Genomic DNA, 25,488 nt, shown 5'->3' with positions numbered 1-25,488 from the left:
ACAAAAAGATAGAATACGAAAGATATGTATCAATTCTCAGGTAAATTAAAGACATTCTCATTAGCACTTATTGTTTTAGGTGTTATAGGAATAGCATTCAGTTTTTACAGTGGTTCACAAACCACTATAGTAGATGCTAAACATGCAATTGAAGCAGCTAGTAATGATGGTCATGGAGGTTCACATGGTGAAGCTATTGAAGCACCTCATACTTCTGATAGTTCAAAAGTTGAAAATAATGCTTCTGGTGTTCATCACGGAGAAGGAAGTGTTGACACTACAATGAGTGGTCATGGTGCTCATGATGATGATTCTCATGCAGAACATGTTTTACATCAATTACAAAATAGACCATGGTCTGCATTTTATGTAGCATTGTTCTTTTCTCTTGGTTTAACTTTATTAGTTTTAACTTTCTATGCAATTCAAAGAGTAGCACAAGTTGGTTGGTCTGTAGTTATTTTAAGAGTTATGGAAGCTATTACAGGAAATTTATTACCTGTATCTATCTTAATGGCAATTGTTATTATTGCCTCTGTAATGCATTTAAATCATTTATTCCCTTGGATGGCCGAAGGTACTTTTGATCCTTCAAGTGAAAACTACGATCCTATTGTAGATGGTAAATCATGGTGGATAAATTCAACCGGTTTTCTTGTAAGAAGTATAATTTATTTAATCCTTTGGAATGCTTATAGATTTTTCATCAGAAAAAATTCTATTAAAGAAGATACTGCAAATGATGGTAACAAAACATACAAGAAGAATTATAACGCTTCAGTTATTTTCTTATTTGTATTTATGATTACAGAATCGATGATGTCTTGGGATTGGATAATGGGATTAGATCCTCACTGGTTCTCTACGTTATTTGGATGGTATGTATTATCTACATTATTAGTTAGTGCTTTAACAGTTATTGCATTCTTTACAATATACTTAAGATCTAAAAATGCTTTACCAGGAGTTAATGATAGTCATATTCATGATTTAGCTAAGTTTATGTTTGGTTTTTCAGTATTCTGGACATATTTATGGTTTGCTCAGTTTATGTTAATATGGTACGCAGATATACCAGAAGAAACAACATATTATGTAGCAAGATTTACAGAGTATAAATTACCATTTTTAAGTATGGTTGTTATGAACTTTGCTTTTCCAGTATTATTATTAATTAATAGTGATTTTAAAAGTAAACCTTGGTTTGTTTTTATTGGAGGAGTTGTAATATTAGCAGGACACTATATTGATGTATTTATTATGGTGATGCCATCTACAGTTGGTGCACAATGGTTCTTCGGAATTCCAGAAATTAGTGCTTTATTATTCTTTATTGGGTTAATAATTTATACAACTTTAAGTTCTTTTGCTAAAGCAAATCCTGTACCAAAAGGGAATCCATTTTTAGCTGAAAGTGAACATTTCCATTACTATAATATTGAACATTCTGGAGAAGATTCAGGAGATCATCATTAATAAATAATTTAATTAAAATAAATAAGACAAGATAAATATGCTAGCTCTATTTTATATTTTTATAGGTGTTGCAATTGGTGTAAGCGTTTGGCAAATTACTAGAATCATGGATTTTAGAAGTTCTATTGCCAATGATCAAGATAATGCTGCTCAAGGTAAATTTGCAATTGCTTTCATGGCTTTTCTATATGCTATGATGATTTACTGTTTAATTTTTATGAACGTAATTATGTTGCCAGAATCAGCTTCATATGAAGGTGAGCATGATGACAACTTATTCGATATTACTTTTTGGTTAATTGGTATCGTTCAATTTATAATGCAATTCTTAATTTTCTATTTCACATTTAAATATAGAGGAAGTAAAGACAGAAAAGCTAAGTTTTATGCAGACAGTCATAAGTTAGAATTTATTTGGACAGTTACTCCAGCCATCGTTTTAGTATTATTAATAGGATATGGTTTATGGCAATGGAATAACGTAATGGATTTATCTGACGCTGAAGATCCAATTGTAATAGAAGTTTATTCTCAACAATTTAGATGGGATGCTCGTTATGCTGGTGCAGATAACACTTTAGGATTAGGTAATGTAAACTATATTAAAGGTATTAACACAATGGGTGTTGATATGTCTGATAAAAATTCTGCAGACGACAAACAAGTTACAGAGTTGTATTTACCAAAAGGAAGGAAAATTCATTTTAAGTTCCGTTCTCAAGATGTGTTACACTCAGCTTATATGCCTCACTTTAGAGCTCAAATGAACTGTGTGCCTGGTATGGTTACAGAATTTGGATTTACACCGAAGTACACGACTTTAGAGATGAGAGATCAGCCAGAAGTTATAGAAAAGTCTATTGGTATTAATAAAATAAGAAAAGCTAAAGGAGAAGACCCTTATGTGTTTGATTATTTATTATTATGTAATAAGATTTGTGGTGCATCTCACTATAATATGCAAATGAAAATTACTGTTGTAGAACAAGAAGAATACGACAAGTGGTTATCAGAACAACCAACATTAGCTGAAGTTATTAAATAAATTATAATAAAATTACTACAAACAAGTAAGATTATGTCAGAACATCATCATAAAGAAACTTTTGTAACAAAATATATTTTTAGTCAAGATCATAAAATGATCTCTAAACAGTTTTTAGTAACTGGTATGTTTATGGGTATTATAGCCGTTTTAATGTCTATGTTATTCCGTTTACAACTTGCATGGCCAGATACTTCTTTTTCAATTGTTGAAGCATTTTTAGGTTCTCACCAAACAGATGGTATTATGGATCCTGATATGTATTTAGCATTAGTTACAATACATGGTACTATTATGGTATTCTTTGTATTGACAGCAGGATTAAGTGGTACTTTTTCAAACTTATTAATTCCATTACAAATTGGTGCTAGAGATATGGCTTCAGGATTCCTAAACATGGTTTCTTATTGGTTATTTTTCTTATCTAGTGTAATTATGGTTATGTCTTTATTTGTTGAGGCAGGACCAGCAGCAGCAGGTTGGACTATTTATCCTCCATTAAGTGCTTTACCACAAGCCATTCCTGGTTCTGGTATGGGTATGACTTTATGGTTGGTTTCTATGGCTATATTTATTGCATCTTCTTTAATAGGATCATTAAATTATATAGTTACCGTTCTTAACCTACGTACAAAAGGGATGAAAATGACAAGATTGCCATTAACAATGTGGGCATTCTTTATTACAGCAATAATTGGTGTAGTTTCTTTCCCAGTATTATTATCGGCTGCGTTATTATTGATTTTCGATAGAAGTTTTGGTACATCTTTTTACTTATCAGATATTTTTATTTCTGGTGAAGTATTACATTACCAAGGAGGATCACCAGTATTATTTGAACACTTATTTTGGTTCTTAGGTCACCCAGAGGTATATATTGTATTATTACCTGCATTAGGTATTACATCAGAAATTATTTCTACAAATGCAAGAAAGCCAATTTTTGGATATAGAGCAATGATTGGTTCTATTATGGCAATTGCATTTTTATCAACAATTGTGTGGGGTCACCATATGTTTATCTCTGGAATGAATCCTTTCTTAGGATCCGTGTTTACATTTACAACTTTATTAATTGCAATTCCTTCTGCAGTAAAGGCGTTTAATTACGTAACAACGTTGTGGAAAGGTAACTTACAATTAAATCCTGCTATGTTATTCTCTATTGGTTTAGTTTCTACTTTCGTAACAGGAGGTTTAACAGGACTAGTATTAGGAGATTCAGCTTTAGATATTAATATTCACGATACTTATTTTGTGGTTGCTCACTTCCACCTAGTAATAGGTGTTTCTGCAATCTTTGGTATGTTTGCAGGTGTTTATCACTGGTTCCCAAAAATGTATGGTAGAATGATGAATAAGACTTTGGGTTATTGGCATTTCTGGTTAAGTATTATTTGTGCTTACGGAGTATTCTGGCCAATGCACTTTATTGGTTTAGCAGGTTTACCACGTAGATACTATACAAACACTAACTTTCCAATGTTTGATGATTTAGCAGATATCAATGTTGTTATTACAATTTTTGCATTGGTAGGTGGTATCGCTCAGATATTCTTTATTGCTAATTTCTTTATCTCTATGTATAGAGGTGAAAAAGCAACACAAAATCCATGGAAATCTAACACTTTAGAATGGACAACACCGGTAGAGCATGTACATGGTAACTGGCCTGGTAAATTACCAGAAGTTCATAGATGGGCATATGATTACAGTAAGCGTGTAGATCCTAATGATGATGATAGTGATTATTTACATGGTGAAGATTTTGTTTTACAAACAACACCATTATTAGACGGTGAAGAACCTTCTTAATAATTATAAAATATAATTTAAAAACCTTTCCAGCAATGGAAAGGTTTTTTTGTGTAACAAAACTTACATTTTAGTATTTTAAATAATATTATCTTTGTTTTATGAACGAAAATTTAAATCCTGACAATAGTAACTTTTCTAATGAAGACTTTGATGTTGAAAAGAAGTTAAGACCTTTATCATTTGATGATTTTACTGGTCAAGATCAAGCTATTGATAATTTAAAAGTCTTTGTTCAAGCAGCAAATAAAAGGAATGAAGCTTTAGATCATACTTTATTTCATGGTCCTCCTGGTTTAGGAAAAACCACACTTGCACATATTCTAGCAAATGAATTAGAAGTAGGAATTAAGGTTACCTCTGGACCTGTTTTAGATAAACCGGGTGATTTAGCAGGATTACTTACAAATCTAGATGAAAGAGATGTTTTATTTATTGATGAAATACATCGTTTAAGCCCAATAGTAGAAGAGTATTTGTATTCTGCTATGGAAGATTACAAAATAGACATAATGATTGAATCTGGGCCAAATGCACGTACAGTTCAAATTCACTTAGAACCTTTTACTTTAATTGGTGCTACCACTCGTTCTGGATTATTAACTGCACCAATGCGAGCACGATTCGGAATTAGTAGTAGATTACATTATTATAAAACAGATTTATTAACCACTATTATTCAAAGAAGTGCGCACATTTTAGGCGTTCCTATTTCTATGGAAGCAGCGATTGAGATTGCTGGTCGTAGCAGAGGAACCCCAAGAATTGCGAATGCTTTGTTACGTAGAGTTAGAGATTTTGCAGAGATTAAAGGTGAAGGGAATATCACTATTGAAATAGCTAAATATTCTTTAAAAGCATTAAATGTTGATGCCCATGGTTTGGATGAAATGGATAACAAAATATTGGCTACAATAATCGATAAATTTAAAGGAGGACCAGTTGGTATTAGTACAATTGCAACTGCTGTTTCTGAAAATACAGAAACAATAGAAGAAGTTTATGAGCCTTTTCTTATACAACAAGGATTTATAATGAGAACTCCAAGAGGTAGAGAAGTAACAGAGTTAGCATACAAGCATTTAGGAAGAACAAAAGGAGCAAATCAAGGAGAATTGTTTTAATGAACTTAAAAAAGATAATACCTATTTTAGAATGGTTGCCAAACTACAATTCTTCGCTGTTTAAGGGAGATTTAGTAGCGGGTATAACTGTAGGAATTATTTTAATTCCACAAGGAATTGCATATGCTTTAATTGCAGGTTTACCACCAATTTATGGTTTATACTGTGCGTTGGTTCCACAGATTATGTATGCTATTTTTGGCTCTTCTAGGCAAGTAGCAATTGGTCCGGTAGCAATGGATTCTTTAATTGTTGCTACAGGTGTTTCCACCTTAGCTTTGGCAGGATCTGAAAGTTATATATCCATTGCAATATTATTAGCTTTAATGGTTGGTGCTATTCAGTTTATAATGGGGGTTTTTAGTCTCGGTTTTATTGTGAATTTCCTGTCAAAACCTGTTATTACTGGCTTTACATCTGCAGTTGCACTGATTATCGGTTTTAACCAATTTAGAAATTTATTGGGTGTAGATTTTGTTCAGAGCGATCAAATTCAGATAATTTTAGAAGATATTATTTATAATATTAGTAACTATAATTACCACACAACTGTTATAGGTTTGTTTTCTGTAATCGTAATTATTTTCTTTCGTAAGATAAATAGGAAAATTCCGAATGCATTAATTGTTGTTATTCTTGGTATTATCACAATGAAATACTTTGGTAAAAGCTTTGAAGATGTTTCTATTGTAAAAGACATACCGTCTGGATTACCAAAGTTTGAACTGCCAACTTTTGATTTTGATCAGATTAAAGAGTTAATGCCTATTGCTTTAACATTAGTAATGGTTGGTTATTTAGAAACTATTTCTATTGGTAAATCTTTAGAAGCTAAACAAGACGAATATAGAATTAGACCAAATCAAGAATTAATAGCATTAGGTATTAGTAATATGGTTGGTTCTTTATTTAAAGCATACCCAAGTACTTCTAGTTTTTCTAGATCTGCTATAAATCAAGAAAGTGGCGCTAAAACAGGTATGGCAGCATTAATATCTGTAATTATGGTGGTAATTACGTTGTTATTCTTAACACCTTTATTTTATCATTTACCAAAAACAGTTTTAGCAGCTATTATTATTGTTGCTGTATTTGGTTTGGTAAATTTTAAAGAAGCGGGTTTTTTATGGAAAGCAAATAAACTCGATTTTTGGTTAATGTTAGCAACCTTTTTGGCCACATTATTACTTGGAATTGAATATGGTATTATTGTTGGTGTAGGTTTATCTCTAATCATTTTAATTTTTAGAACCTCGAGACCCTATGTAGCAGAATTGGGTAAAGTTCCAAACTCTAATTTTTACAGAAATAAAAACAGATTTGATGAAGTTGTAATTGATGATGATATTCTAGTTTTTAGATTTGACGCACAATTATTTTATGCAAACTCTAGTTATTTTAGAGATAAACTTGATGAAATGATGTGTAGAAAAGGTTCTGCATTAAAATTAATTGTATTAGATGCAGAAAGTATTAATAGAGTAGACAGTACAGGAGTAGAAATGCTTAAAGAACGAATTAAATATTGTCAAAAACGAAATATTACATTCTATTTTGCAGGTGTTAAAGGTCCTGTAAGAGACGATTTATTTAGAAGTGGAATATTAGAAATTATAGACTTAAAACATTTCTTCATGCGCGCAAATCAAGCGGTAAAATTCTATAAAACCGGAGATCGATCGCATCAAGAGAAATACGCGAAATATATACATCAAGCTTACGATTAAGCTTTAACTTAAAACTGATAAATATCATATAGTAATTTACACTATTGATGTTATTTTGAAGTGTAATAAATGAAGAACAGATTATGATAATAGAACAAATTTATACAGGTTGTTTAGCACAAGGTGCTTATTATATTGAAAGTAAAGGAGAAGTAGCAATTATAGATCCTTTAAGAGAAGTACAAGATTATATTGATAGAGCAGCAAAAACTAATTCAAAAATTAAGTACATTTTTGAAACACATTTTCATGCAGATTTTGTTAGTGGGCACGTAACTCTTGCAGAAAAAACAGGAGCAGATATTGTATATGGTCCAACGGCAAAAACTAATTTTAATGCAATAATAGCAGAAGATAATCAAGTTTTTAAAGTAGGAGATATTTCTATAACGGTATTACACACACCTGGTCATACAATGGAAAGTTCTTGTTATTTATTAAAAGATGAGAATGGTAAAAACCATGCTCTTTTTAGCGGCGATACATTATTCTTAGGCGATGTTGGTAGACCAGATTTAGCTCAAAAAGGAGATATTACAGAAGAGGATTTAGCTGGTTTTCTATTTGATAGTTTAAGAACTAAAATTATGCCGTTAGCAGATGATGTTATTGTTTATCCAGCACACGGTGCGGGTTCTGCTTGTGGTAAAAATTTAAGCAAAGAAACAGTAGGTACAATTGGTAATCAAAAAGAAACCAATTATGCCTTAAGAGCTAACATGACAAAAGAAGAATTTATAAAAGAAGTTACAGATGGTTTATTACCACCACCAGCTTACTTTCCTTTAAATGTTAAACTAAATAAAGAAGGTTATAAATCTATAGATGATGTTATAAAAACATCTACAAAACCATTGTCTGTAAAAGATTTTGAACTGGTAGCAAACGAAACTGATGCCATTATTTTAGATGTACGTCATCAAACAGAATTTATAAAAGGATTTATTCCTCAATCTATTTTTATTGGAATAGACGGCGGATTTGCACCTTGGGTTGGCGCATTAATAAAAGATATTACACAACCAATTTTATTAGTAGCTGCAAAAGGTAGAGAAGAAGATACAATTACAAGATTGTCTAGAGTTGGTTTTGATAATGTATTAGGTTATTTAGAAGGTAGTTTTGATGCTTGGAAACAAGCAGGAAAAGAAATTGATACTTTAGAATCTGTTTCTGCAACTGTATTAGAAGAAAAAATAAAAGAAAACATGCCTGTTTTTGATGTAAGAAAGCCGGGTGAGTTTTCTAGTGAACATATAAATGTTGCTGAAAGCACACCTTTAGATTTTTTAAACGATCATATTTCACAATTTCCAAAAAAAGGAGATTTTTATATACATTGTGCAGGTGGTTACCGTTCTGTTATTGCTGCTTCGATACTTAAAGCTAGAGGTTTTCATAACGTAATTGATGTTGCAGGTGGTTTTGGTGCAATAAGAAAAACTGGTATCGATACAACTGCTGCTGTTTGTCCGTCTACTTTAAAATAGTTTTAATGAAGCATTTTATTTGTTTATTAGTTACAAGTATGTTTTTTATTGCTTGTAAACCTCAAAGTGATGCAAGTAATATAACTACTTTAGAATTAAAACGTGTTTTAGAAGAAGATAGCATACAATTATTAGATGTTAGAACAACGAAAGAAGTTAAACAAGGTTTTATAAAAACTGCTATTTTTGCAGATTATTTTGATGCAAATTTTTATAATAATGCCTCAAGAAAGTTAGATAAAAATCGAAAGGTGTTTGTGTATTGTAGAAGCGGAAATAGAAGTAAAAAAGCCATTAAAATATTAAGTAAAGCAGGTTTTAAGTGCGTTAATGTTTTAGGTGGATATAATCAATGGAAAAAAGAAAATTAGATAGTATGATTTCAGAAATAAAAATAGAAAATTTAAAATGTGGTGGTTGTGCAGCGACAATAAAAAAAGGTTTATTAAGTATAAATGAAGTTACAGATGTGCAAGTTGAAGTAGAGGATTCTACGGTTACCATAACATCAGAAAACGAAAATTTAGATTTGATAAAAGAAAAATTATCCAAATTAGGATATCCGGAAGTAGGAGATAAAAACACCATAGCTCATAAAGCAAAGTCATTTGTTAGTTGCGCTATTGGCAGAATAGATTCATAAAAATAAAAAATCTCAAAATGTAAATTTTGAGATTTTTTATTTTAAAAGTAATTTTTTTATCCTAAGTATGTTTTTAGCATTTGATTTTTAGATTTAGATTGCAATCGTCTTATTGCTCTTTGTTTTACTTGTCTTACTCTTTCTCTAGTTAAATCGAATTTTTCGCCAATTTCAGTTAAGCTTGTAGCAACTTCATTACCAATACCGTAATACATTTTTAAAACTTTAGCTTCTTTAGATGTTAAAGTGTTTAAAGCTCGATCGATTTCAATTTTTAAAGACTGGTTCATTAAATCTTTGTCTGGTTTCGGAGATTCATCAGACTGCAAAACATTGTATAAATTAGAATCTTCTCCGTCTTTAAAAGGCGCATCCATAGATAAAGATTTACCAGAATTTCTAATAGATTGTTCTACTTCTGTTTCTGTCATGTCTAAACTTTGCGCAATCTCTTTATTTGTTGGCATTCGTTGTTCATTTTGCTCTAGTCTAGCATAAATTTTGTTAATTTTACTAATGCTACCAATTTTATTTAATGGCAACCTTACAATTCTAGATTGTTCTGCTAAAGCTTGCATTATAGATTGACGAATCCACCAAACAGCATAAGAAATAAATTTAAAACCTCTTGTTTCATCAAAACGTTTTGCAGCTTTTACCAAACCTAAATTACCTTCGTTTATTAAGTCTGATAGTTTTAAACCTTGCCCTTGATATTGCTTAGCTACAGATACTACAAACCTTAAATTAGCCTTCACCAATTTATCTAACGCAATTGAATCTCCTGTTTTAATTTTTAGAGCCAATTCTACTTCTTCATCTGCAGTTATTAAACCTATTTTACTTATTTCTTGAAAATATTTTTCTAAAGATTTTGCGTCTCTGTTGGTTACTTGCTTTACAATTTTAAGTTGTCTCATAAATTTTTAGTTTATTTTTTTGAATGAAGTGAGCTACTCTTTTAATTAGATTTGTTCTTTAAAAGAGAAAAAAAGAAAAGGGATAAGATGTCTAGAAAACTTGTGGGTAAAACTTCTTGGTAAAAACACTGTAGAAAAGCGTAGTTTTTATGCTAAAAAAATTGAAGTTTAAAAGTTTTTTCATAGAATTTCAATATACAGAAAAACGAGCGATTTTCAAAGAAAAAGGCTCGTTTTGTGATTTTATTAACCAAAATTGATTAAAAAAGTATGTTTTTTTAGAATTTTAGCGTTACACCAACTAAGAAGTTTCTAGTTGCTTGAGGGTAAAAACCGGCATAATCTAAAGTAGTTGTTTTATTTGGATCTGACCAGGTGTCATCAAAAGTACCATAGTAACCTCTGTCTACATATTCTCTATCAAAAATATTGTTTATTAAAGCAGTAAATACAATTGATTTAAAAATTTTAGTAGGTTTTACTTCGTACACAAAGTTTAAATCTGAAGTAAAATAACTGTCTATAATATCACTATTAGAAACTTTGCTACCTAAGTTACTCATATATTGTTTGCCAACATATTTAGATAAGAAAGAAATTTGTAGGTTTTCTAATGGTTTGTAGATAAACATATTTCCAACAACTACGTCCGGAGAAAATGAAATGTCTGTATTTCCTAAATTTTGTAAAGTACCGTCTATTTTGGCAACAAAGTTTTTATTCTTATTAGAACTAAAAGCTGCATTTGGTTTAATTGAGAAATATTCATTTAAATAAATATCTGCATCTATTTCTAAACCTAATCTATAACTGTCTCCAGAAGTAGCTCTAATAGGTGCACCTACGTCATCTAAAGCACCAGTTAATACTAACTGGTTTTTATAATTCATGTAGTACACATTTGTATTTAATTTTACATATTCACTTTTTAATCTCCAACCAAATTCTAAATCATTTAAAGTTTCGTGTGTGTTTACACCACCTTCAAAATCATTTCTATTTGGCTCTCTATTAGCTACAGCAAAAGAAGTATATAAACTATTATTAGGATTTACTTTATATGTTAGTCCTACTTTAGGATTAAAGAAATCAAAATTTGCATCTACTGCAATGTTTTCTAAATCAGAAGTAATACCATTTGTTTGGTAGTTAACAAAACGACCTTGTAAATCTAAGTAACCAGAAAGATCTTCTGAAATTTTAAAGTTTGCTTTAGCAAAAACAGAAAAGTCGGTTTTTTTAGCATCAGAAAAATAATACTGATCTCTAATATTTGTGTTTGGTGCTAAATCTTCTCCCCAAATCACTTCTCCGAAATGATCTCCGGTATAATTTGAATAAGAAACACCAGAAATTACATTTAAAGATTCATTTTTGTAATTAGCATTAAAGTTAGCAACATAAAAGTCATTTTGTAACCAACGTCTTACAATAACATCTGAACCATCAACAATTAAATTATTAAAATCTACTGCATCTTCTTCTACTTTATATTGTTCGAAGTAACCAGAACCTTTTGTGTAGTTTAATGCTAAATTTGTAGACCAATTATCGTTTAATTGCTCATTCCAGTGCAATTGATAATGGTTTTGCTCGTAATTATCAACCTCATTATCATAAGTGTAATAATTGTATCTTCTATCAGAATTTCTTAAATTTTCTGCTTCGCTATCACTTAAAAAGTTATCTGTAATATAATCTTCGATACCTTGAGCGTCATTTTCTAATCTTACTTTAGGCGTACCGTACCAAGCTTGGTAGGTTTTTTCTTTCCCTCCGAAAGTAATTGCTTTTATTAAGGTATTATCATCAATATAACTTCCTTGTAAAAAGTAAGATTTTAGGTCTGATGATGCTCTGTCGATATATCCATCAGAAGAAATATTAGACAAACGACCTGCAATTTCTATATGATCGTTAATTTTACCTGTACTAAATTTTACTGTATGTTTTCTTGTGTTAAAAGAGCCAAAAGAGTTTGATATTTCTCCGGATGCTTCTTCTTGAGCAGCATCTGTTAAAATATTTAAACTTGCCCCAAAAGCACCAGAACCATTTGTAGAAGTACCAACACCACGTTGCAATTGTAAGTTTTGAGTTGAAGATGCAAAATCACCTAAATTAACCCAAAAAGTACCGTGGCTTTCTGCATCGTTATAAGGTATACCATTAACGGTTACATTAATTCTTTCTCCGTTAGAACCACGCACGCTCATATATGTGTAACCAACACCTGCACCAGCATCTGATGAAGAAACAACAGAAGGCATGTAGTTTAAAAGAATAGGAATATCTTGACCTAGATTACGTTTTGCAATTTCTTTTTTAGATAAGTTAGAAAATGTAACCGGAGCATCGGTATTTGCTCTTACGGCAGCAACTAAAACTTCGTCTAAAACCATAGAACCTGTTTTAAGTTTTATAAAATACTCTTCGTTTTTAGAAAGTAAAACTCTTTGCGAAATAGTTTTGTAACCAATAAAAGAAACTTCTACTGTATAAGTACCTTTTTTAAGTTGCAAACTAAAATTTCCTTTAAAATTTGTTGATGTTCCTTTTTTAATTTCTTTAATGTAAACAGATGCTCCTGGTAAAGGGTTTTCGTTTTCGTCTATTACAGTTCCAGAAAATTTAAAGGATTGTGCATTTGTAAGTATACTTACTAATAAGAATAAAAAAATTGTAATTTTTTTCATTTTAAATAATATAAAACGAATAAAAAGAGGCAATTATTCTGTGACTATTTTTGAATAATTAGTTTTGGCATTTAGAAGAGTTTGCAACGTAATAGTGTTTTATTTTTTTAAACCTACTGTAGTTAAAACTTCTTAATGACTTTGTTATAAATCCCTAAACAGCATTACCTGTTCTAGGTTCTTTGGGTATGATCTCAGCCTTTTTAAAGCACCCCTTTATGAGAACAATGCAAAATTAAGCTAGAATAGTTTAATGCGGAACTAAAAAGTGATTTATTTTAACTTTTAGTTAAGTTTTTCAACAACCATTACCGATAAGTAAAATTTTATATGAGTTAATGTGTATAAAAAATCAGCACTAAATTTGTATAAAATATCAATCAATCATGAAATATAATCCATCAAACAACCTTTATAAAATAACAGTTAATTTATTTTTTGTTTTTCTCTTCACTTTATCTGCTTATTCTCAGGAAGGTGAATCTAAAAAAGAAACCGGTTTAGATAAATTTGTAGAATATTTTACATTTTATCCGAATAAAGATAAAGTAGCTAAAGATTCTACCTTGTATTTATCAAAAATAATTACAGCACCAATTGTTAGTTATTCGCCAGAAACTAGTTTAGGGTTTGGTGTTGGTGCAAAATATTTGTTTAAATTTAAAGGAAGTGGAGATGAAACAAGAACGTCTAATATGCCTGTTTCTATGTTGTACACTTTAAATAATCAATTTTTTATTTATTCAGGATTCGAGATTTTTACAAATCAAGAAGAATGGGTGATTTCTGGTAATTTGAGTTTTCAAAATTATCCAAAATATTACTACGGAATTGGTACAGATACACCAGAATCTAATGAAGAAATTTATGATACTTATCAATTTTTAATTGAACCAATTTTGCTAAAAAGAGCGTTTACAAGATATTTATTTTTAGGTGGTGGAGTTAGATACAACAAAGTTTATAAAACTAAAGTTGAAGAAAATGGTTTGTTAGATGCAACTAGACCAACAGGTTATGATGGTTCTACTTCTACAGGTGTTGAGTTGGCAGTTTTGTATGATAGTAGAGATAATATTTTAAATGCATCTAAAGGTTGGTATTTCGAGTTAACTAGAGGTTTTTACAACACATCTATGGGCGGAACGCATGATTTTGATTTAACACGTTTCGATTTACGTCATTATTTTAAAGTTTCAGCATCTAACAATGATGTAATTGCTGTACAAGCAGTTGGTCATTTTGCGAACGGAAATGTGCCATTATCTGAGTTGGCATTATTAGGAAACGAACAAATAATGCGTGGTTATTTAGAAGGAAGATTTATTGAAGAAAATTTATTAGCAGCACAAATTGAATATAGAAAAACGTTTAAAGATAGTAGATTTGGTTTGGTAGGTTTTATTGGTGCAGGAGATGTGTTTAACAAAACTACTGATTTAAATATTGGCGATCTAAAGTTAAATTATGGTGTAGGGCTTCGTTTTATGTTAGATAAAAAAGAGAAATTAAATATAAGATTTGATTATGGTGCTGGTAACGAAACAGATGGTAATTTTTACGTAAATATTGCTGAAGCTTATTAAACAGTATTTAGTCTAATTTAGGTCTTTTTCTAAGTGCTTTTTTTACCGAGTTTTTCTGTTTAGAATCTAATCTTTTTTTGATGGCACTTTTAGAAGGTTTCGACTTTTTTCGCTTTTTTGCGACAATTAAATTCTTTTTAATTAATTCTAAAAACCGTTTGATAGCAAGTTCTTTATTTCTGTGCTGAGATCTAGTTTCTTCGCAAAAGAGTATTAAAGTGTTTTCTTTAGTAAGTTTTGATGAAAGGTTTTTTTGTAGTAAAGTTTTTTCTTCATCAGAAAAAGCAAAAGAATTTTCTAAACTAAAAGTTAATTCTATTTTAGAAGATGTCTTATTAACATGTTGCCCACCAGCACCAGAACTTCTAATTGCTTTAAAATTTAATTCTTTTAATAATAATTCTAAATTCATTTTAATAATCTAAAGAATTTCCGAAATCTGCAGAATTCTGATGTAAAAAATGCATATCTAAATCTAATAATGAATCTGAAAATGAGTGTAAATTATCTTTCGTTTCAATAATTTTATTGATAGCTTCTGTAGCGTTTTTTAATCTTGTTTCTTTATCTCCTTTTAATAAAAGATAGGGTCTTTTGTTTTTTATTAAGGCCTTTTCAAACGCTCTAAACATTTCGAGTCTTTCCTCTGGCCTGTCACGTAAATCATCTTCTTCCCAAGGAGTATCTATATAGGTTAAAAGATATAAGTCATATTGGTTTTTAGTAGCTGCTTCATTTAGTTTATCATCTACAAAACCACCATAAAATTCTTCTGAATATACTTTTGTTTCTAATAAATCTGTATCACAAATAAGTATTTTATCTGCTTTTTTTGCTAACGAATTTTCTAGTTTCATTTGCCCAATTGCAATTGGTAATAAATCTTCTTTCTCACAAGTTTTACGCTCGTTGTTCCATTTATCTTGCAGATATTCGCGTGCAAATTCCGGAGCCCAAACTGTATTGTAATAGCGTGCTAATTGTCTAGAAAGTGTTGTTTTTCCTGTAGATTCAGGGCCAAATAAAACAACTTTTACGATGTTAATGGGTTCTTGTTTAAGTTCTTTTTCCATGCTAAATAGCCAAAAATGGCAATAAAAGTAAATCCGAAATATTGAAAACTAGTAAAGGTAAATCCTTTGTATAAATATAAAGGTACAGAAATTAAATCTCCAATAATCCAAAAAATCCAGTTTTCTATTTTACGTTTCGCCATTAACCACATACCTACAAAGAAAATGGCAGTTGTAAATGTATCTACATAAGCAGTCCAATTTGTCCATTTTTCAAAATAAGTATAAACAGCGTACACAAAAATTAATGTTGCTATAAATATTAAAACACTTATTTTTTTCTCTTTATAAGTAGTTTTAGAAATTGGTGTTTCGTGTTCTCCATCGCTTTTGTAGGTCCAAATATACCAACCATAAATACTCATTATAAAATAATAAGCATTAATCATCATATCGCCTAAAAGTTCCCATTTTAGCAATAAATACACAAAAATTAAGGTACTTATCATTCCTGTCGGAAAAACTAAAACTTTATTTTTTTTGGAATACCAAACCGATAAAAACCCAAAAATAACGGCAATAATTTCTAAGACAATATCTATTGTTTCGTATGTTTTGTATTGCTCAAACAAGAAGTTAAAAATTTCTGTCATTTTTTATTTTTTTAAGTCCTCAAAAAAGGTTTCATCATCTTCAAAAGCAGTACCAATTACAACTATATCCGCACCAGCATTAAAAGTTATATCTAATTGTTCTTTAGAACGAATTCCGCCACCAACAATTAAAGGAATTGACAAGTTTTTTTTTACAACATTGATGATACTATTATGCACAGGAACTGTTGCACCAGAACCAGCTTCTAAATAGATTAACTTTTTGCCAGAGAATTCGCCTGCCAAAGCAGTATTTAAAATCAAATCTACATTTTCTTGTGAGATTGGTTTTGTGTTACTTACTTTTTGAGTTGCAGTTTCTTTTTTTCCATCAATAAGAATATAACCTGTAGGTAAAATTTCTATATGAATGTTTTTTAATATTGGCGCCGCTTTTATTTGTTGTTCTATTAAATACTCTGGGTTTCTGCCAGAAAGCAAACTTAAAAATAGAATTCCATCTGCTTTTTCTGAAATCTGAGAAACATCACCAGGAAATAAAACTACGGGTAAATGTGTGGTTTTTTTAATTTCTGAAACTACATTTTCTGTTTGATTATTTTCATCTGTGCTTCCGCCAATAAAAATATGTGTTGCAATAGATTGGTGAACTTTTTCAAAGAAAATAGCAATATTTTCTAAATCTATTTTTTCTGGATCTATAAGAACAGCCAATAACTTTTTGCCTTCTTTTTTCGCTAATAAAATGTTTTGGTAAATATTCACGAATGCGAAAATACAAAAGCTGAATGTGATTACGAGGATTTATGCAGAACTTGTTTCTGTAAGAATGAACAAGTAATCTTATTTTAAACATTAAAGATTACTTTATTTCTTCACAATAACGATACTTAATATGCAAACACGCAGGTAAAACCATCAAACTCTAAAAACTCTATGTTGTAAGAGAATTCTTCGCCATCATATCTAATAGCTCCTGTAGTTTTTTGATCTTCAAACTTAAAATCTTCAATATAAATATTATGTAAAAACAGTAATTTTTTCTTTCCGTAGATTTTATATAAACTTTCTTTTGCACCCCAAACTATGGTTAATTTGCTTACCAATGCATCATGATTTGCAATCGTTTTATATTCTTCTATTGGTGTAAATTTATGTGCAATTTTTAAAATTTTGTCTCGCTGCATTTCAATATCTATCCCAACATGAAGTTTATCAGAAATTATCAAGCCAGAAAAAGTAAAAGAATGCGTAATCGAAATGTATTTACCATCTTTTAAATGCGGTTTTCCAAATTCATCATACATTAAATCTTCATCTGTATAACCAACCTCTTTCAGTAAGTGCCTTACACTTAAAAAACCTTTTTGATGCAAATCAGATTTCATGCTCTCTAAACGTGTTCTACTTTTTGGGGTTAGTAAAACGTTCTTATTTAATTCGTTAAAAGATTCATCAATCTTCCAGATTAGAACTTTGGTGTTATTATTTACCGTTAAACTTTTGTAAAGAGGCATACTTTTTTAAAATGGATGTCGTAACTTTGTAGTTCGAAAAATTAGAATATAAATATACATAATATGAGCACAAAAATAGCTTACGTACCAAATAAAGTTAAAGATATTTCTTTAGCTGCATGGGGAAGAAAAGAAATTTTATTAGCTGAAGCAGAAATGCCAGGTTTAATGTCTTTAAGAGAAGAATATAAAAATGAGCAGCCATTAAAAGGAGCTAGAATTGCAGGATGTTTACACATGACAATTCAAACAGCTGTTTTAATAGAAACTTTACAAGCTTTAGGTGCAGAGGTTACTTGGAGCTCTTGTAATATTTTTTCTACGCAAGATCAAGCGGCTGCTGCAATAGCAGAAGCAGGTACTGCGGTTTATGCTTGGAAAGATATGACAGAAGAAGAGTTTGACTGGTGTATAGAACAAACTTTATTTTTTGGTGAAGACAGAAAACCATTAAATATGATTTTAGATGATGGTGGAGATTTAACAAACATGGTGTTAGATAAATATCCAGAATTAGCAGACGGAATTAACGGTTTATCTGAAGAAACTACAACTGGTGTTCACAGACTTTACGAAAGAGTAAAAAACGGAACGTTACCAATGCCAGCAATTAATGTAAACGATTCTGTTACAAAATCTAAATTCGATAACAAATATGGTTGTAAAGAATCTGCAGTAGATGCAATTCGTAGAGCAACAGATATTATGTTAGCTGGTAAAAGAGTAACAGTTTGTGGTTATGGTGATGTTGGTAAAGGTACAGCAGCTTCTTTTAAAGGAGCAGGTTCTATTGTAACTGTTACAGAAATAGACCCAATTTGTGCATTACAAGCTGCAATGGACGGTTTCGAAGTAAAAAGATTAGAAACTGTAGTTGCAAATTCTGATATTATTATTACAACAACTGGTAATAAAGATATTATTCAAGGGCGTCATTTTGAAGCAATGAAAGACAAAGTTATAGTATGTAACATTGGGCATTTCGATAACGAAATTGACATGGCTTGGTTAAATAAAAACCACGGTAACACAAAAGATACTATAAAACCACAAGTAGACAAGTACGTTATAGACGGCAAAGATATTATTGTTTTAGCAGAAGGACGTTTAGTAAACTTAGGTTGTGCAACTGGGCACCCAAGTTTTGTAATGTCTAACTCGTTTACAAACCAAACTTTGGCTCAAATAGAACTTTGGACAAATGCAGACGCGTATAAAAATGATGTGTACATGTTACCAAAACATTTAGATGAAAAAGTTGCAAAATTACACTTAGCAAAAATAGGAGTAGAGCTTACAGAATTAAGAGACGAGCAAGCTTCTTATATTGGTGTAACTGTAGAAGGACCATTTAAGCCAGAACATTACAGGTACTAATAAAAGATAACGTTTTGTCGTTACTAGTAATAAATGACAAAACAATTTTTTAAAACTCAAAACTCTCTCATTAATTTGAGAGAGTTTTTTATTTTGGGCGTTTTAACAGGCTTTCACTACTCGCTTTTTTTTGTTCCTCAAAAAGAGCTCAAACAAACCGTTCAATCCTTAACGCATGCTTACTTGCCTATTTTTAACATTCTTTCATACCTTTACAGTTATTAAGAATTTTAAACAAACCAATCTTGACAAAGAAGAAAATACTCTCTATAATAGCAGTTGTTATTTTAATTGCAGTTCTAGGTTACGAACAGTTTTTAGACAATCAAAAAGAAGATTTTATAATAGAAGAAGGTAAAAAACCAAAAGCAGCAACAAGTCAATATTTTTTGCCAACAAGTACTACAAATCAAGTAGTGCATCATCAACATTACTCTTTATCTTACAGCGAAAAACACGAACAAGCAGAATGGGTTGCTTACGAATTAAAAGCATCAGATTTAAGTAGAAATAATTTTAAAAGACCTTATTTTGAAATAGATAATACAGTAAAAACAAAAGCAGCACATTGGCGTAATTACAAAAATTCGGGTTATGATAGAGGACATTTATGTCCTGCCGGAGATAGAAAGTTTACAAAAACAGCGCACGACGAAACATTTTTAACAAGTAATATCAGTCCGCAGAAACATGCATTTAATGCTGGTATCTGGAATCGGTTAGAACAAAAAGTACGTTATTGGGCAAAGAAAAACGATGGTATTTTTGTAATAACAGGCGGTGTTTTAGAAAACAATTTACAAACAATTGGAAGCGAAAATGTAGCTGTGCCAAAAAAATTTTATAAAGTAATTTTAGACAAGACGAATAGCAAAATCAAAATGATTGCTTTTTTAGTACCACATAAAGACTCGAAGTTACCATTGTATAAATTTGTTGTTTCTGTAAATAAAATAGAAGCATTAACAGGTATCGACTTTTTTAAAGAACTAGAAGATGGTTTAGAAGAAAGGTTAGAAAGTTCTAGTAGTTATAAAAACTGGAGTTTTTAACTAAAAAAAAACCTTTCAAATATAAATTGAAAGGTTTTTTTAGAACTAATAAAGTATAAATAATTATGTTATTTATCTACAGAAAATTGAATTTCACTTTTTTTTAAACTCACTTTTTTATTAATCTTTAGATATATAGGATACAAAACACCTATAAAAAATAGGATGCCACATAGTATAAAAATGTTGCTAGTTTTAGCAAAAGTATCTCCAGCAGTTAAAATTCCTAAGATTAATAATACAGAAATTGGTAAAGAAAGTGCTAATATTGATAATGCGAAATTGATATCAAAAGTTCTTTTAACCGTTTTTTCTTTGGTTTCTTTTAAATGTATTGCAGAAATATGAGCAAAAGGCCAAAAGCTAGCAGAACTTAATCCGAAAGCAATCATTACTAAAATATCTTTAGTAACTGTTAAGTCTGCAAAAGAAATTACGGCAGCAATTAATAAAAGGGTAAACGAAGCCCTTAAAAGCAATAAAGAAAACAACTGAAAGAATTGTTGTTTTTTAATTTTAACCGCTAAACCAATAAAAAGCAATACCAAAGGCGTCATTATAAAGCTTAGTCTACTTAACGTCATCGATAAAAAATTTGGAATTTTATCTAAAGTAATTCCAAAAGAAACTAATACCAATGCAACAATTATAAAAATGTTTACAGGTTCGTATAACAAAGCTTTTAAAAGACCTTTAAGTTTTGTTTTTAACGAGTTTGCTTCGAAGTCTGCATTGTTATAATGCCATTTTAAGGCGACTAAATAAAGTAAAAAAAGCACAAAAAACTTATTTCCTAAATCTGCCATAGCAGCTTTTGCTAAATATCCATCACCTAAAAATTCTAAAATAAAAGCAAAGCAAGAAAGCCCAGGAGCCAAAGACGGTATTAAAAGTTTAGCACTTCTACCTTTATCAGAATTAGGATCAACACCAATAATTTTTAATAACAACGGTGTAACCGCAAAAAGTATTACATTAAAAGCTAATGCTAATAATGGAAACAACACCAGATTGCCATCAATTTTAACTTTTAATAAAGCAATAAAAATAGTTGCGGGTAATGCAAGTGTAAGAATTATTTTTTTTAATCCATTGGTTTCATCGCCTACAGAAATTTTCTTTTTTAAGATGATTCCTATGATTATAAAGAGAATAAACGAAATAGATTTTTCTAATGCACCATCCATATACTAGACAAATATTTCTGTCATAGCATTGGTAAATTTCTTCATTTCATCCATAGTACCAATACTTACTCTACACCAATTTTTGTCCCAGAATTTAAAAGATTTTACGGCAACATTTTTTGCGTAAATTTTCTTTAGAAATGCTCTTCCTTCCATTGGTATTTCAAAAATTAAAAAATTGGTTTCAGAAGGCAAACAAGAAAAATTGTTTTCTTTTAAGTATGCAATGGTATAATTTCTAGCATCGGTAATTTTTGTTTTACAAGAATCTAAAAATTCTTGATTGTCTAAGCTAGAAGATGCTGCAGCAATAGAAGGACCGGTAATTCCCATACCGCCACGTGTAATTTCGCTAATAATATCTAATGTTTCTTTTTTACCAATTGCATAACCCACTCTTAAACCTGCCATACCATGTATTTTAGAAAAAGTTCTGGCAACAATTACGTTTTTACCTTCTGCAACTAAAGTATTCATAGAGTCTCTTAAACCATTTTTAGATAATTCTAAATAAGCTTCGTCTACAAAAACGGGTACTTTTTCTGAAACTCTACTACAAAAATCTCTTAGTTTTTTAGCATCTGTAATAGAACCGGTTGGGTTGTTAGGGTTGCATATATAAACTAGCTTAGTGTTTTCATCTATTCCTGCTTCCATAGCATCTAAATCATGCTGAGAGTCTTCTAATAACTTGTATGACTTCCAATTACCACCAACAGATTTAGCAACAACAATTAAAGACATGTAACTTGGGTCTGCACTTATAACGTTACCTCCATTTTGAAAGAAAACCATGGCAACTTTTTCTAATAAATCTGAAGAACCAGGTCCCATTAAAATTTGATTGGTTTTAATACCTTCGTTTTTAGCTATTTTTTCTTTTAATCCGCCTAAAGATTTCCAAGAATACCTATTTCCTCCAAAAACTTCATTTTGAAATGCTTTTACTGATTTTGGTGGTGGCCCATAAGGATTTTCGTTAGACCTTAATATTGTTAAAGAAGCTTCTTCTTTTACTAATGGTGGTGTATATTCATTAAAATAATTATTAGAACTGTATAAAAAAGTACTGTTGTTTTTTTGAGCGTTGGCAACATTGCTGCTCCAGATATCATGAGGTACTAATGCCAATGCGCCAAGGGTTAATGATCCTTTTTTTAACCATTCTCTTCTATTAAAATTTGTTGAATTCATTTGTTTGTGTTTTATAAAAAGTTGACCTTACTAAGTTATAAAACTTTTAATTTTTTGAAGTATGGAATATTTAACAATAATCACAATTAATTAAATTTATTGTAATAATTTAAACTAAAAATCACATTTTAATAATTTAAATTTATTAAAAATTCAATTTTGTTGTAGATAATGTATTCTGATATTGGGTTGAAATATTTAAAAATTAGCTAAGAGATTTATATATAAAGTTTATTGTTAAGTTAGCTGAAACATATTGTAATCCTAGTTCTAGGTGAAATGTTTGTTGCAAAAAAAAAGCTTCATTTATATAAATGAAGCTTTTTTTTATTACTGTTTTTTCAGCTCGCCGTTATGATCTTCTATAATTTTGCTGTCTCTATACTTACAACAAGGATGCACAGAATTGTATGCTTCATCTGTTGCTTTAAACCCTTTTATATCATGGCCCACATTTGCGATGTTTTGTTTTAAAGTGTCGACAGGTGTTTTTCGTTCATCTAATATTACATTAATTTGATGCGTTTTAACATCCCAAATAGCAAACTTTACACCTTTTGTTTTTAAAGCTGCTGTCTCTATTCGTTTTTTACACATACCGCAAATACCGTCTACAGTAAAACTTACTTTTGCATTTTTCTTTTTTTCTTTTTTAACGTCTTGTGCTTGTGCAGAAAACCCAATTAGAAATAGACTGAATGCGAATATTAATTTTTTCATTTTTTATTAATTTTTATAGAGTTTGTTATTTTATTTTAAATCGTAAACCTGCATAAATTGTTCTACCAAATATTGGTGAGTATACAATTGTAGTATCAAAATTTGGTCCAAAAGGATTATCGTTACCTAATACAGGGTTTTCTTGTTGCACATTTGTTAGGTTTTCTCCACCAAAATAAACTTCAAATTTATTTGAAAAGACTTTGGTTATTTGAGAGTTTAATAAACTATAATTATCTGCATATTCTGGTAATCGATATTGAATAGGATTGTTTGCAGTATTAGGTAAACGTTGCTTACCAATTGCATTATAAGTTATATCAAACTTCCATTGATTTCCATTTTCTTTAGCAACTGTTTCGTAAGATAAGTTTGCGAAAAAACGATCTTTAGGCTGTATAGGTTTCTGCAGATTACCGTTTTTATAATCCGTAGAAATATCAAAATACTTATATGCGGTTCTTAAGTTTAAATTTTTAACCAATTCGTAATTTACTTCAACTTGAAAGCTGTCTGCAATACTTTTACCATTTAGATTGTAGAAAGAAATTGCTTGCGGATTTTCCCAATCTACAACAACTTTATTGCTAAAATCGGTTCTGTAAAAATCGAAAGTAATATCTCCTTTATTGTCAAGTAAATTAAACTTTTGTAGATATGAAACTCCGAAATTCCATGCAGTTTCAGCATTTAATCCGTAGAAATTCCCACCAATATCATCTATGTTTATTTGTCTAGAACTTGCAAATAATTGCTGATTTTCGGCAAAAATATTAGCACTTCTTTTTCCTCTACCAGCAGAAGCTCTAAAAACTCCTTTTTCCCAAGGAACATATCTTAGGTGAACTCTAGGAGTAATAAATGTGCCTAATAAATTATGTGCATCTACTCGAATACCAGCGGTTACACTAAAGTTGTCTAAATTGTCAAAAGCATATTCAAAAAATGCTCCGATAGAATTTTCTTTTCTATTGTAATTTGTGGTGTTTACAAGTTCTTCAAAGTTATCATAAGTAAAGTTGATACCTGTTTTAAATTTTGATCTTGTATCACCAATAATAGAGTTAAAAAGTAAGTTAGAGTATAAACTTTCTTGTTTAATATCATATATATGTAAACCAAAATAAGAGTCTTGTTGATGATTACTATAAGCTAATTGTAAACCAAAACTTTGAAACGGTAATTCTGGAAAAACATATCCAATTTTTGCCGATGTTTCAAAACGTTTGGTGTCTATTTCACTTCCCCAAGCATTGGTTGTGCCTTTATCTGTTTCTGGATTAAAATTAAGTTCTCCTGTTTGTTTTTCATCATTTAAATAACGAACATTTAAGAAACTAACCCAACCATTTTGAGCATCTGTATATTGCCAACGGTTCATAACATTTATTTGATTTGATAAAGGTGCGTCTAAGAAATTGTCGTTGTTTTTGTCAAATTTCTCTCCTCTATAATTACCATGAATGTATAAACCGGTTTGCCATTTTTCTGAAACCGTTTTATTAAAATGTGTGTTTAATTCTAATCTACCGTTAAGAGAACTGTATGCATTTAGAAAGAAAGTATTGTCAGAAAAAGGTTTTACTAATTCTGCGTTTATTTGTCCAGAAATACTTTCGTAACCATTAACTACAGATCCGGCTCCTTTTGTAATTTGAATACTTTCTACCCAAGTACCTGGCGTAAAAGTTAATCCAAAAGCTTGTGCTGCACCTCTAATAGAAGGAATGTTTTCTTGCATTATTTGTAAATACGGACTTTTTAGTCCTAACATTTGAATCTGTTTTGTGCCGGTTAAAGCATCAGAAAAACTAACGTCTATCGACGGATTTGTTTCAAAACTCTCTGCTAGATTACAACAAGCAGCTTTTAGAAGTTCATCGTTATTTACCGTAAAAGTGTTTGCAGTTGCAAATAAAGATTTTTGCACAGCATCTCTTTTACTTTTAATTGTAATTTCGGCTAAGTTGCTTTCTTGCGTAATGTAATGATGAATTGGTGTTAAGTCTAATACTCTAATTGTATCTGTTTTGTAGCCAATGTAACTAACAACTAGTTTTTTATACTCTTTTTTATAAGGTATCTTAAACCAACCTTTTTCATTAGTTATAGCACCGATATTTGTGTTTAACCAATTTACAGTTGCGCCTGCAACACCTAAATTGTTTTTAGGATTTTCTTTGTCCATAATCATTCCTTTTAAGTTGTTTTGAGAAAGAATAATTATAGGAAATAGTAGTATAAGACCACTAAGTATATTTTTTTTCATTGATATGTGACTTTATTAAAATT

General features: G+C 30.2%; 22 protein-coding genes and 1 riboswitch. Of the genes, 11 read left to right on the top strand and 11 right to left on the bottom strand.

Annotation, left to right across the window (positions count from 1 at the left end):
• Positions 1-24: 24 nt before the first annotated feature.
• The 8 genes from B5464_RS04725 to B5464_RS04690 all read left to right on the top strand — a co-directional run bounded on the left by B5464_RS04725 (position 25) and on the right by B5464_RS04690 (position 9,320).
• On the top strand, positions 25-1,476 hold the full coding sequence (locus tag B5464_RS04725; protein ID WP_079737417.1) for a quinol:cytochrome C oxidoreductase: 1,452 nt from the start codon (positions 25-27) through the stop codon (positions 1,474-1,476).
• A 37-nt stretch (positions 1,477-1,513) separates the two neighbouring features.
• Positions 1,514-2,521: a cytochrome c oxidase subunit II gene (locus B5464_RS04720; protein ID WP_079737416.1), complete on the top strand. Its 1,008-nt coding sequence runs from the start codon at positions 1,514-1,516 to the stop codon at positions 2,519-2,521.
• Positions 2,522-2,554: 33 nt separating this feature from the next.
• The gene (locus B5464_RS04715) at positions 2,555-4,336 is read left to right on the top strand and encodes a cbb3-type cytochrome c oxidase subunit I (RefSeq protein ID WP_079737415.1); all 1,782 of its coding nucleotides are present in this window, start codon (positions 2,555-2,557) and stop codon (positions 4,334-4,336) included.
• 101 nt (positions 4,337-4,437) lie between these two features.
• Positions 4,438-5,460 carry a Holliday junction branch migration DNA helicase RuvB gene (gene ruvB / locus B5464_RS04710; RefSeq protein ID WP_077810254.1) on the top strand — a complete coding sequence of 341 codons (1,023 nt, stop codon included), beginning with the start codon at positions 4,438-4,440 and terminating at the stop codon, positions 5,458-5,460.
• Entirely contained in the window at positions 5,460-7,187 is a 1,728-nt protein-coding gene (locus tag B5464_RS04705) for a SulP family inorganic anion transporter (RefSeq protein WP_079737414.1), read from the top strand. The genes ruvB and B5464_RS04705 overlap by 1 nt, the downstream gene beginning before the upstream one ends.
• Positions 7,188-7,270: 83 nt before the next feature.
• On the top strand, positions 7,271-8,677 hold the full coding sequence (locus B5464_RS04700; RefSeq protein WP_079737413.1) for a rhodanese-like domain-containing protein: 1,407 nt from the start codon (positions 7,271-7,273) through the stop codon (positions 8,675-8,677).
• Positions 8,678-8,682: 5 nt separating this feature from the next.
• Entirely contained in the window at positions 8,683-9,048 is a 366-nt protein-coding gene (locus tag B5464_RS04695; protein WP_079737412.1) for a rhodanese-like domain-containing protein, read from the top strand.
• Entirely contained in the window at positions 9,030-9,320 is a 291-nt protein-coding gene (locus B5464_RS04690) for a heavy-metal-associated domain-containing protein (protein ID WP_231963649.1), read from the top strand. The genes B5464_RS04695 and B5464_RS04690 overlap by 19 nt, the downstream gene beginning before the upstream one ends.
• Before the next feature lie 56 nt (positions 9,321-9,376).
• Here B5464_RS04690 and B5464_RS04685 read toward each other — a convergent pair whose 3' ends face one another.
• On the bottom strand, positions 9,377-10,240 hold the full coding sequence (locus tag B5464_RS04685) for an RNA polymerase sigma factor RpoD/SigA (RefSeq protein ID WP_077810250.1): 864 nt from the start codon (positions 10,238-10,240) through the stop codon (positions 9,377-9,379).
• A gap of 278 nt (positions 10,241-10,518) precedes the next feature.
• Positions 10,519-12,936, bottom strand: a complete 2,418-nt coding sequence (locus B5464_RS04680) for a TonB-dependent receptor (protein ID WP_079737411.1) — start codon at positions 12,934-12,936, stop codon at positions 10,519-10,521.
• Between the two features lie 133 nt (positions 12,937-13,069).
• Positions 13,070-13,162: riboswitch (TPP riboswitch) on the bottom strand.
• Positions 13,163-13,322: 160 nt separating this feature from the next.
• Between B5464_RS04680 and B5464_RS04675 the strand changes: the two genes are divergently transcribed.
• Positions 13,323-14,522 carry a BamA/TamA family outer membrane protein gene (locus B5464_RS04675; RefSeq protein WP_079737410.1) on the top strand — a complete coding sequence of 400 codons (1,200 nt, stop codon included), beginning with the start codon at positions 13,323-13,325 and terminating at the stop codon, positions 14,520-14,522.
• Positions 14,523-14,529: 7 nt separating this feature from the next.
• Here B5464_RS04675 and arfB read toward each other — a convergent pair whose 3' ends face one another.
• The 5 genes from arfB to B5464_RS04650 all read right to left on the bottom strand — a co-directional run bounded on the left by arfB (position 14,530) and on the right by B5464_RS04650 (position 17,666).
• A complete protein-coding gene (gene arfB, locus B5464_RS04670; protein WP_079737409.1) occupies positions 14,530-14,934 on the bottom strand; it encodes an alternative ribosome rescue aminoacyl-tRNA hydrolase ArfB in 405 nt (134 codons plus the stop codon).
• 1 nt (position 14,935) lies between these two features.
• On the bottom strand, positions 14,936-15,595 hold the full coding sequence (locus B5464_RS04665) for an AAA family ATPase (RefSeq protein ID WP_079737408.1): 660 nt from the start codon (positions 15,593-15,595) through the stop codon (positions 14,936-14,938).
• Positions 15,556-16,188, bottom strand: a complete 633-nt coding sequence (pnuC, locus tag B5464_RS04660; RefSeq protein ID WP_079737407.1) for a nicotinamide riboside transporter PnuC — start codon at positions 16,186-16,188, stop codon at positions 15,556-15,558. The genes B5464_RS04665 and pnuC overlap by 40 nt, the downstream gene beginning before the upstream one ends.
• 3 nt (positions 16,189-16,191) lie before the next feature.
• On the bottom strand, positions 16,192-16,914 hold the full coding sequence (locus B5464_RS04655; RefSeq protein WP_079737406.1) for a geranylgeranylglyceryl/heptaprenylglyceryl phosphate synthase: 723 nt from the start codon (positions 16,912-16,914) through the stop codon (positions 16,192-16,194).
• Between the two features lie 125 nt (positions 16,915-17,039).
• Positions 17,040-17,666 (bottom strand): 4'-phosphopantetheinyl transferase superfamily protein, encoded by a 627-nt coding sequence (locus B5464_RS04650; protein ID WP_079737405.1) that lies wholly within the window; start codon positions 17,664-17,666, stop codon positions 17,040-17,042.
• Between the two features lie 63 nt (positions 17,667-17,729).
• On the opposite strand from B5464_RS04650, the gene ahcY reads away from it, so the two are divergent.
• Positions 17,730-19,043: an adenosylhomocysteinase gene (ahcY, locus tag B5464_RS04645; RefSeq protein ID WP_079737404.1), complete on the top strand. Its 1,314-nt coding sequence runs from the start codon at positions 17,730-17,732 to the stop codon at positions 19,041-19,043.
• A gap of 245 nt (positions 19,044-19,288) precedes the next feature.
• The gene (locus B5464_RS04640; protein WP_079737403.1) at positions 19,289-20,095 is read left to right on the top strand and encodes a DNA/RNA non-specific endonuclease; all 807 of its coding nucleotides are present in this window, start codon (positions 19,289-19,291) and stop codon (positions 20,093-20,095) included.
• A 68-nt stretch (positions 20,096-20,163) separates the two neighbouring features.
• On the opposite strand, the gene B5464_RS04635 is transcribed toward B5464_RS04640, so the two are convergent.
• From B5464_RS04635 to B5464_RS04620, 4 genes are all read right to left on the bottom strand, one after another.
• Positions 20,164-21,282: a permease gene (locus tag B5464_RS04635; RefSeq protein WP_079737402.1), complete on the bottom strand. Its 1,119-nt coding sequence runs from the start codon at positions 21,280-21,282 to the stop codon at positions 20,164-20,166.
• Positions 21,283-21,285: 3 nt separating this feature from the next.
• Positions 21,286-22,476: a histidinol-phosphate transaminase gene (locus tag B5464_RS04630; RefSeq protein ID WP_079737401.1), complete on the bottom strand. Its 1,191-nt coding sequence runs from the start codon at positions 22,474-22,476 to the stop codon at positions 21,286-21,288.
• 330 nt (positions 22,477-22,806) lie between these two features.
• Positions 22,807-23,196 carry a heavy-metal-associated domain-containing protein gene (locus B5464_RS04625; protein ID WP_079737400.1) on the bottom strand — a complete coding sequence of 130 codons (390 nt, stop codon included), beginning with the start codon at positions 23,194-23,196 and terminating at the stop codon, positions 22,807-22,809.
• A gap of 25 nt (positions 23,197-23,221) precedes the next feature.
• Positions 23,222-25,465 carry a carboxypeptidase-like regulatory domain-containing protein gene (locus tag B5464_RS04620; protein ID WP_079737399.1) on the bottom strand — a complete coding sequence of 748 codons (2,244 nt, stop codon included), beginning with the start codon at positions 25,463-25,465 and terminating at the stop codon, positions 23,222-23,224.
• Positions 25,466-25,488: the final 23 nt, after the last annotated feature.

This window comes from Polaribacter sp. KT 15 (genome assembly GCF_900143115.1).
Lineage (GTDB): Bacteria > Bacteroidota > Bacteroidia > Flavobacteriales > Flavobacteriaceae > Polaribacter > Polaribacter marinaquae.
This window is presented reverse-complemented; position numbering and strand designations above follow the sequence as displayed.

What these genes read in the sequence shown, in the direction of transcription:
- B5464_RS04690 (WP_231963649.1), top strand. Translation starts at nt 9,030, where the DNA reads ATGGAAAAAAGAAAATTAGATAGTATGATTTCAGAAATAAAAATAGAA.
- arfB (WP_079737409.1), bottom strand. Translation starts at nt 14,934, where the DNA reads ATGAATTTAGAATTATTATTAAAAGAATTAAATTTTAAAGCAATTAGA.
- B5464_RS04700 (WP_079737413.1), top strand. Translation starts at nt 7,271, where the DNA reads ATGATAATAGAACAAATTTATACAGGTTGTTTAGCACAAGGTGCTTAT.
- B5464_RS04705 (WP_079737414.1), top strand. Translation starts at nt 5,460, where the DNA reads ATGAACTTAAAAAAGATAATACCTATTTTAGAATGGTTGCCAAACTAC.
- ruvB (WP_077810254.1), top strand. Translation starts at nt 4,438, where the DNA reads ATGAACGAAAATTTAAATCCTGACAATAGTAACTTTTCTAATGAAGAC.
- B5464_RS04620 (WP_079737399.1), bottom strand. Translation starts at nt 25,465, where the DNA reads ATGAAAAAAAATATACTTAGTGGTCTTATACTACTATTTCCTATAATT.
- B5464_RS04680 (WP_079737411.1), bottom strand. Translation starts at nt 12,936, where the DNA reads ATGAAAAAAATTACAATTTTTTTATTCTTATTAGTAAGTATACTTACA.
- B5464_RS04675 (WP_079737410.1), top strand. Translation starts at nt 13,323, where the DNA reads ATGAAATATAATCCATCAAACAACCTTTATAAAATAACAGTTAATTTA.
- B5464_RS04635 (WP_079737402.1), bottom strand. Translation starts at nt 21,282, where the DNA reads ATGGATGGTGCATTAGAAAAATCTATTTCGTTTATTCTCTTTATAATC.
- B5464_RS04725 (WP_079737417.1), top strand. Translation starts at nt 25, where the DNA reads ATGTATCAATTCTCAGGTAAATTAAAGACATTCTCATTAGCACTTATT.
- B5464_RS04715 (WP_079737415.1), top strand. Translation starts at nt 2,555, where the DNA reads ATGTCAGAACATCATCATAAAGAAACTTTTGTAACAAAATATATTTTT.
- B5464_RS04650 (WP_079737405.1), bottom strand. Translation starts at nt 17,666, where the DNA reads ATGCCTCTTTACAAAAGTTTAACGGTAAATAATAACACCAAAGTTCTA.
- B5464_RS04685 (WP_077810250.1), bottom strand. Translation starts at nt 10,240, where the DNA reads ATGAGACAACTTAAAATTGTAAAGCAAGTAACCAACAGAGACGCAAAA.
- ahcY (WP_079737404.1), top strand. Translation starts at nt 17,730, where the DNA reads ATGAGCACAAAAATAGCTTACGTACCAAATAAAGTTAAAGATATTTCT.
- B5464_RS04630 (WP_079737401.1), bottom strand. Translation starts at nt 22,476, where the DNA reads ATGAATTCAACAAATTTTAATAGAAGAGAATGGTTAAAAAAAGGATCA.
- B5464_RS04720 (WP_079737416.1), top strand. Translation starts at nt 1,514, where the DNA reads ATGCTAGCTCTATTTTATATTTTTATAGGTGTTGCAATTGGTGTAAGC.
- pnuC (WP_079737407.1), bottom strand. Translation starts at nt 16,188, where the DNA reads ATGACAGAAATTTTTAACTTCTTGTTTGAGCAATACAAAACATACGAA.
- B5464_RS04625 (WP_079737400.1), bottom strand. Translation starts at nt 23,196, where the DNA reads ATGAAAAAATTAATATTCGCATTCAGTCTATTTCTAATTGGGTTTTCT.
- B5464_RS04695 (WP_079737412.1), top strand. Translation starts at nt 8,683, where the DNA reads ATGAAGCATTTTATTTGTTTATTAGTTACAAGTATGTTTTTTATTGCT.
- B5464_RS04665 (WP_079737408.1), bottom strand. Translation starts at nt 15,595, where the DNA reads ATGGAAAAAGAACTTAAACAAGAACCCATTAACATCGTAAAAGTTGTT.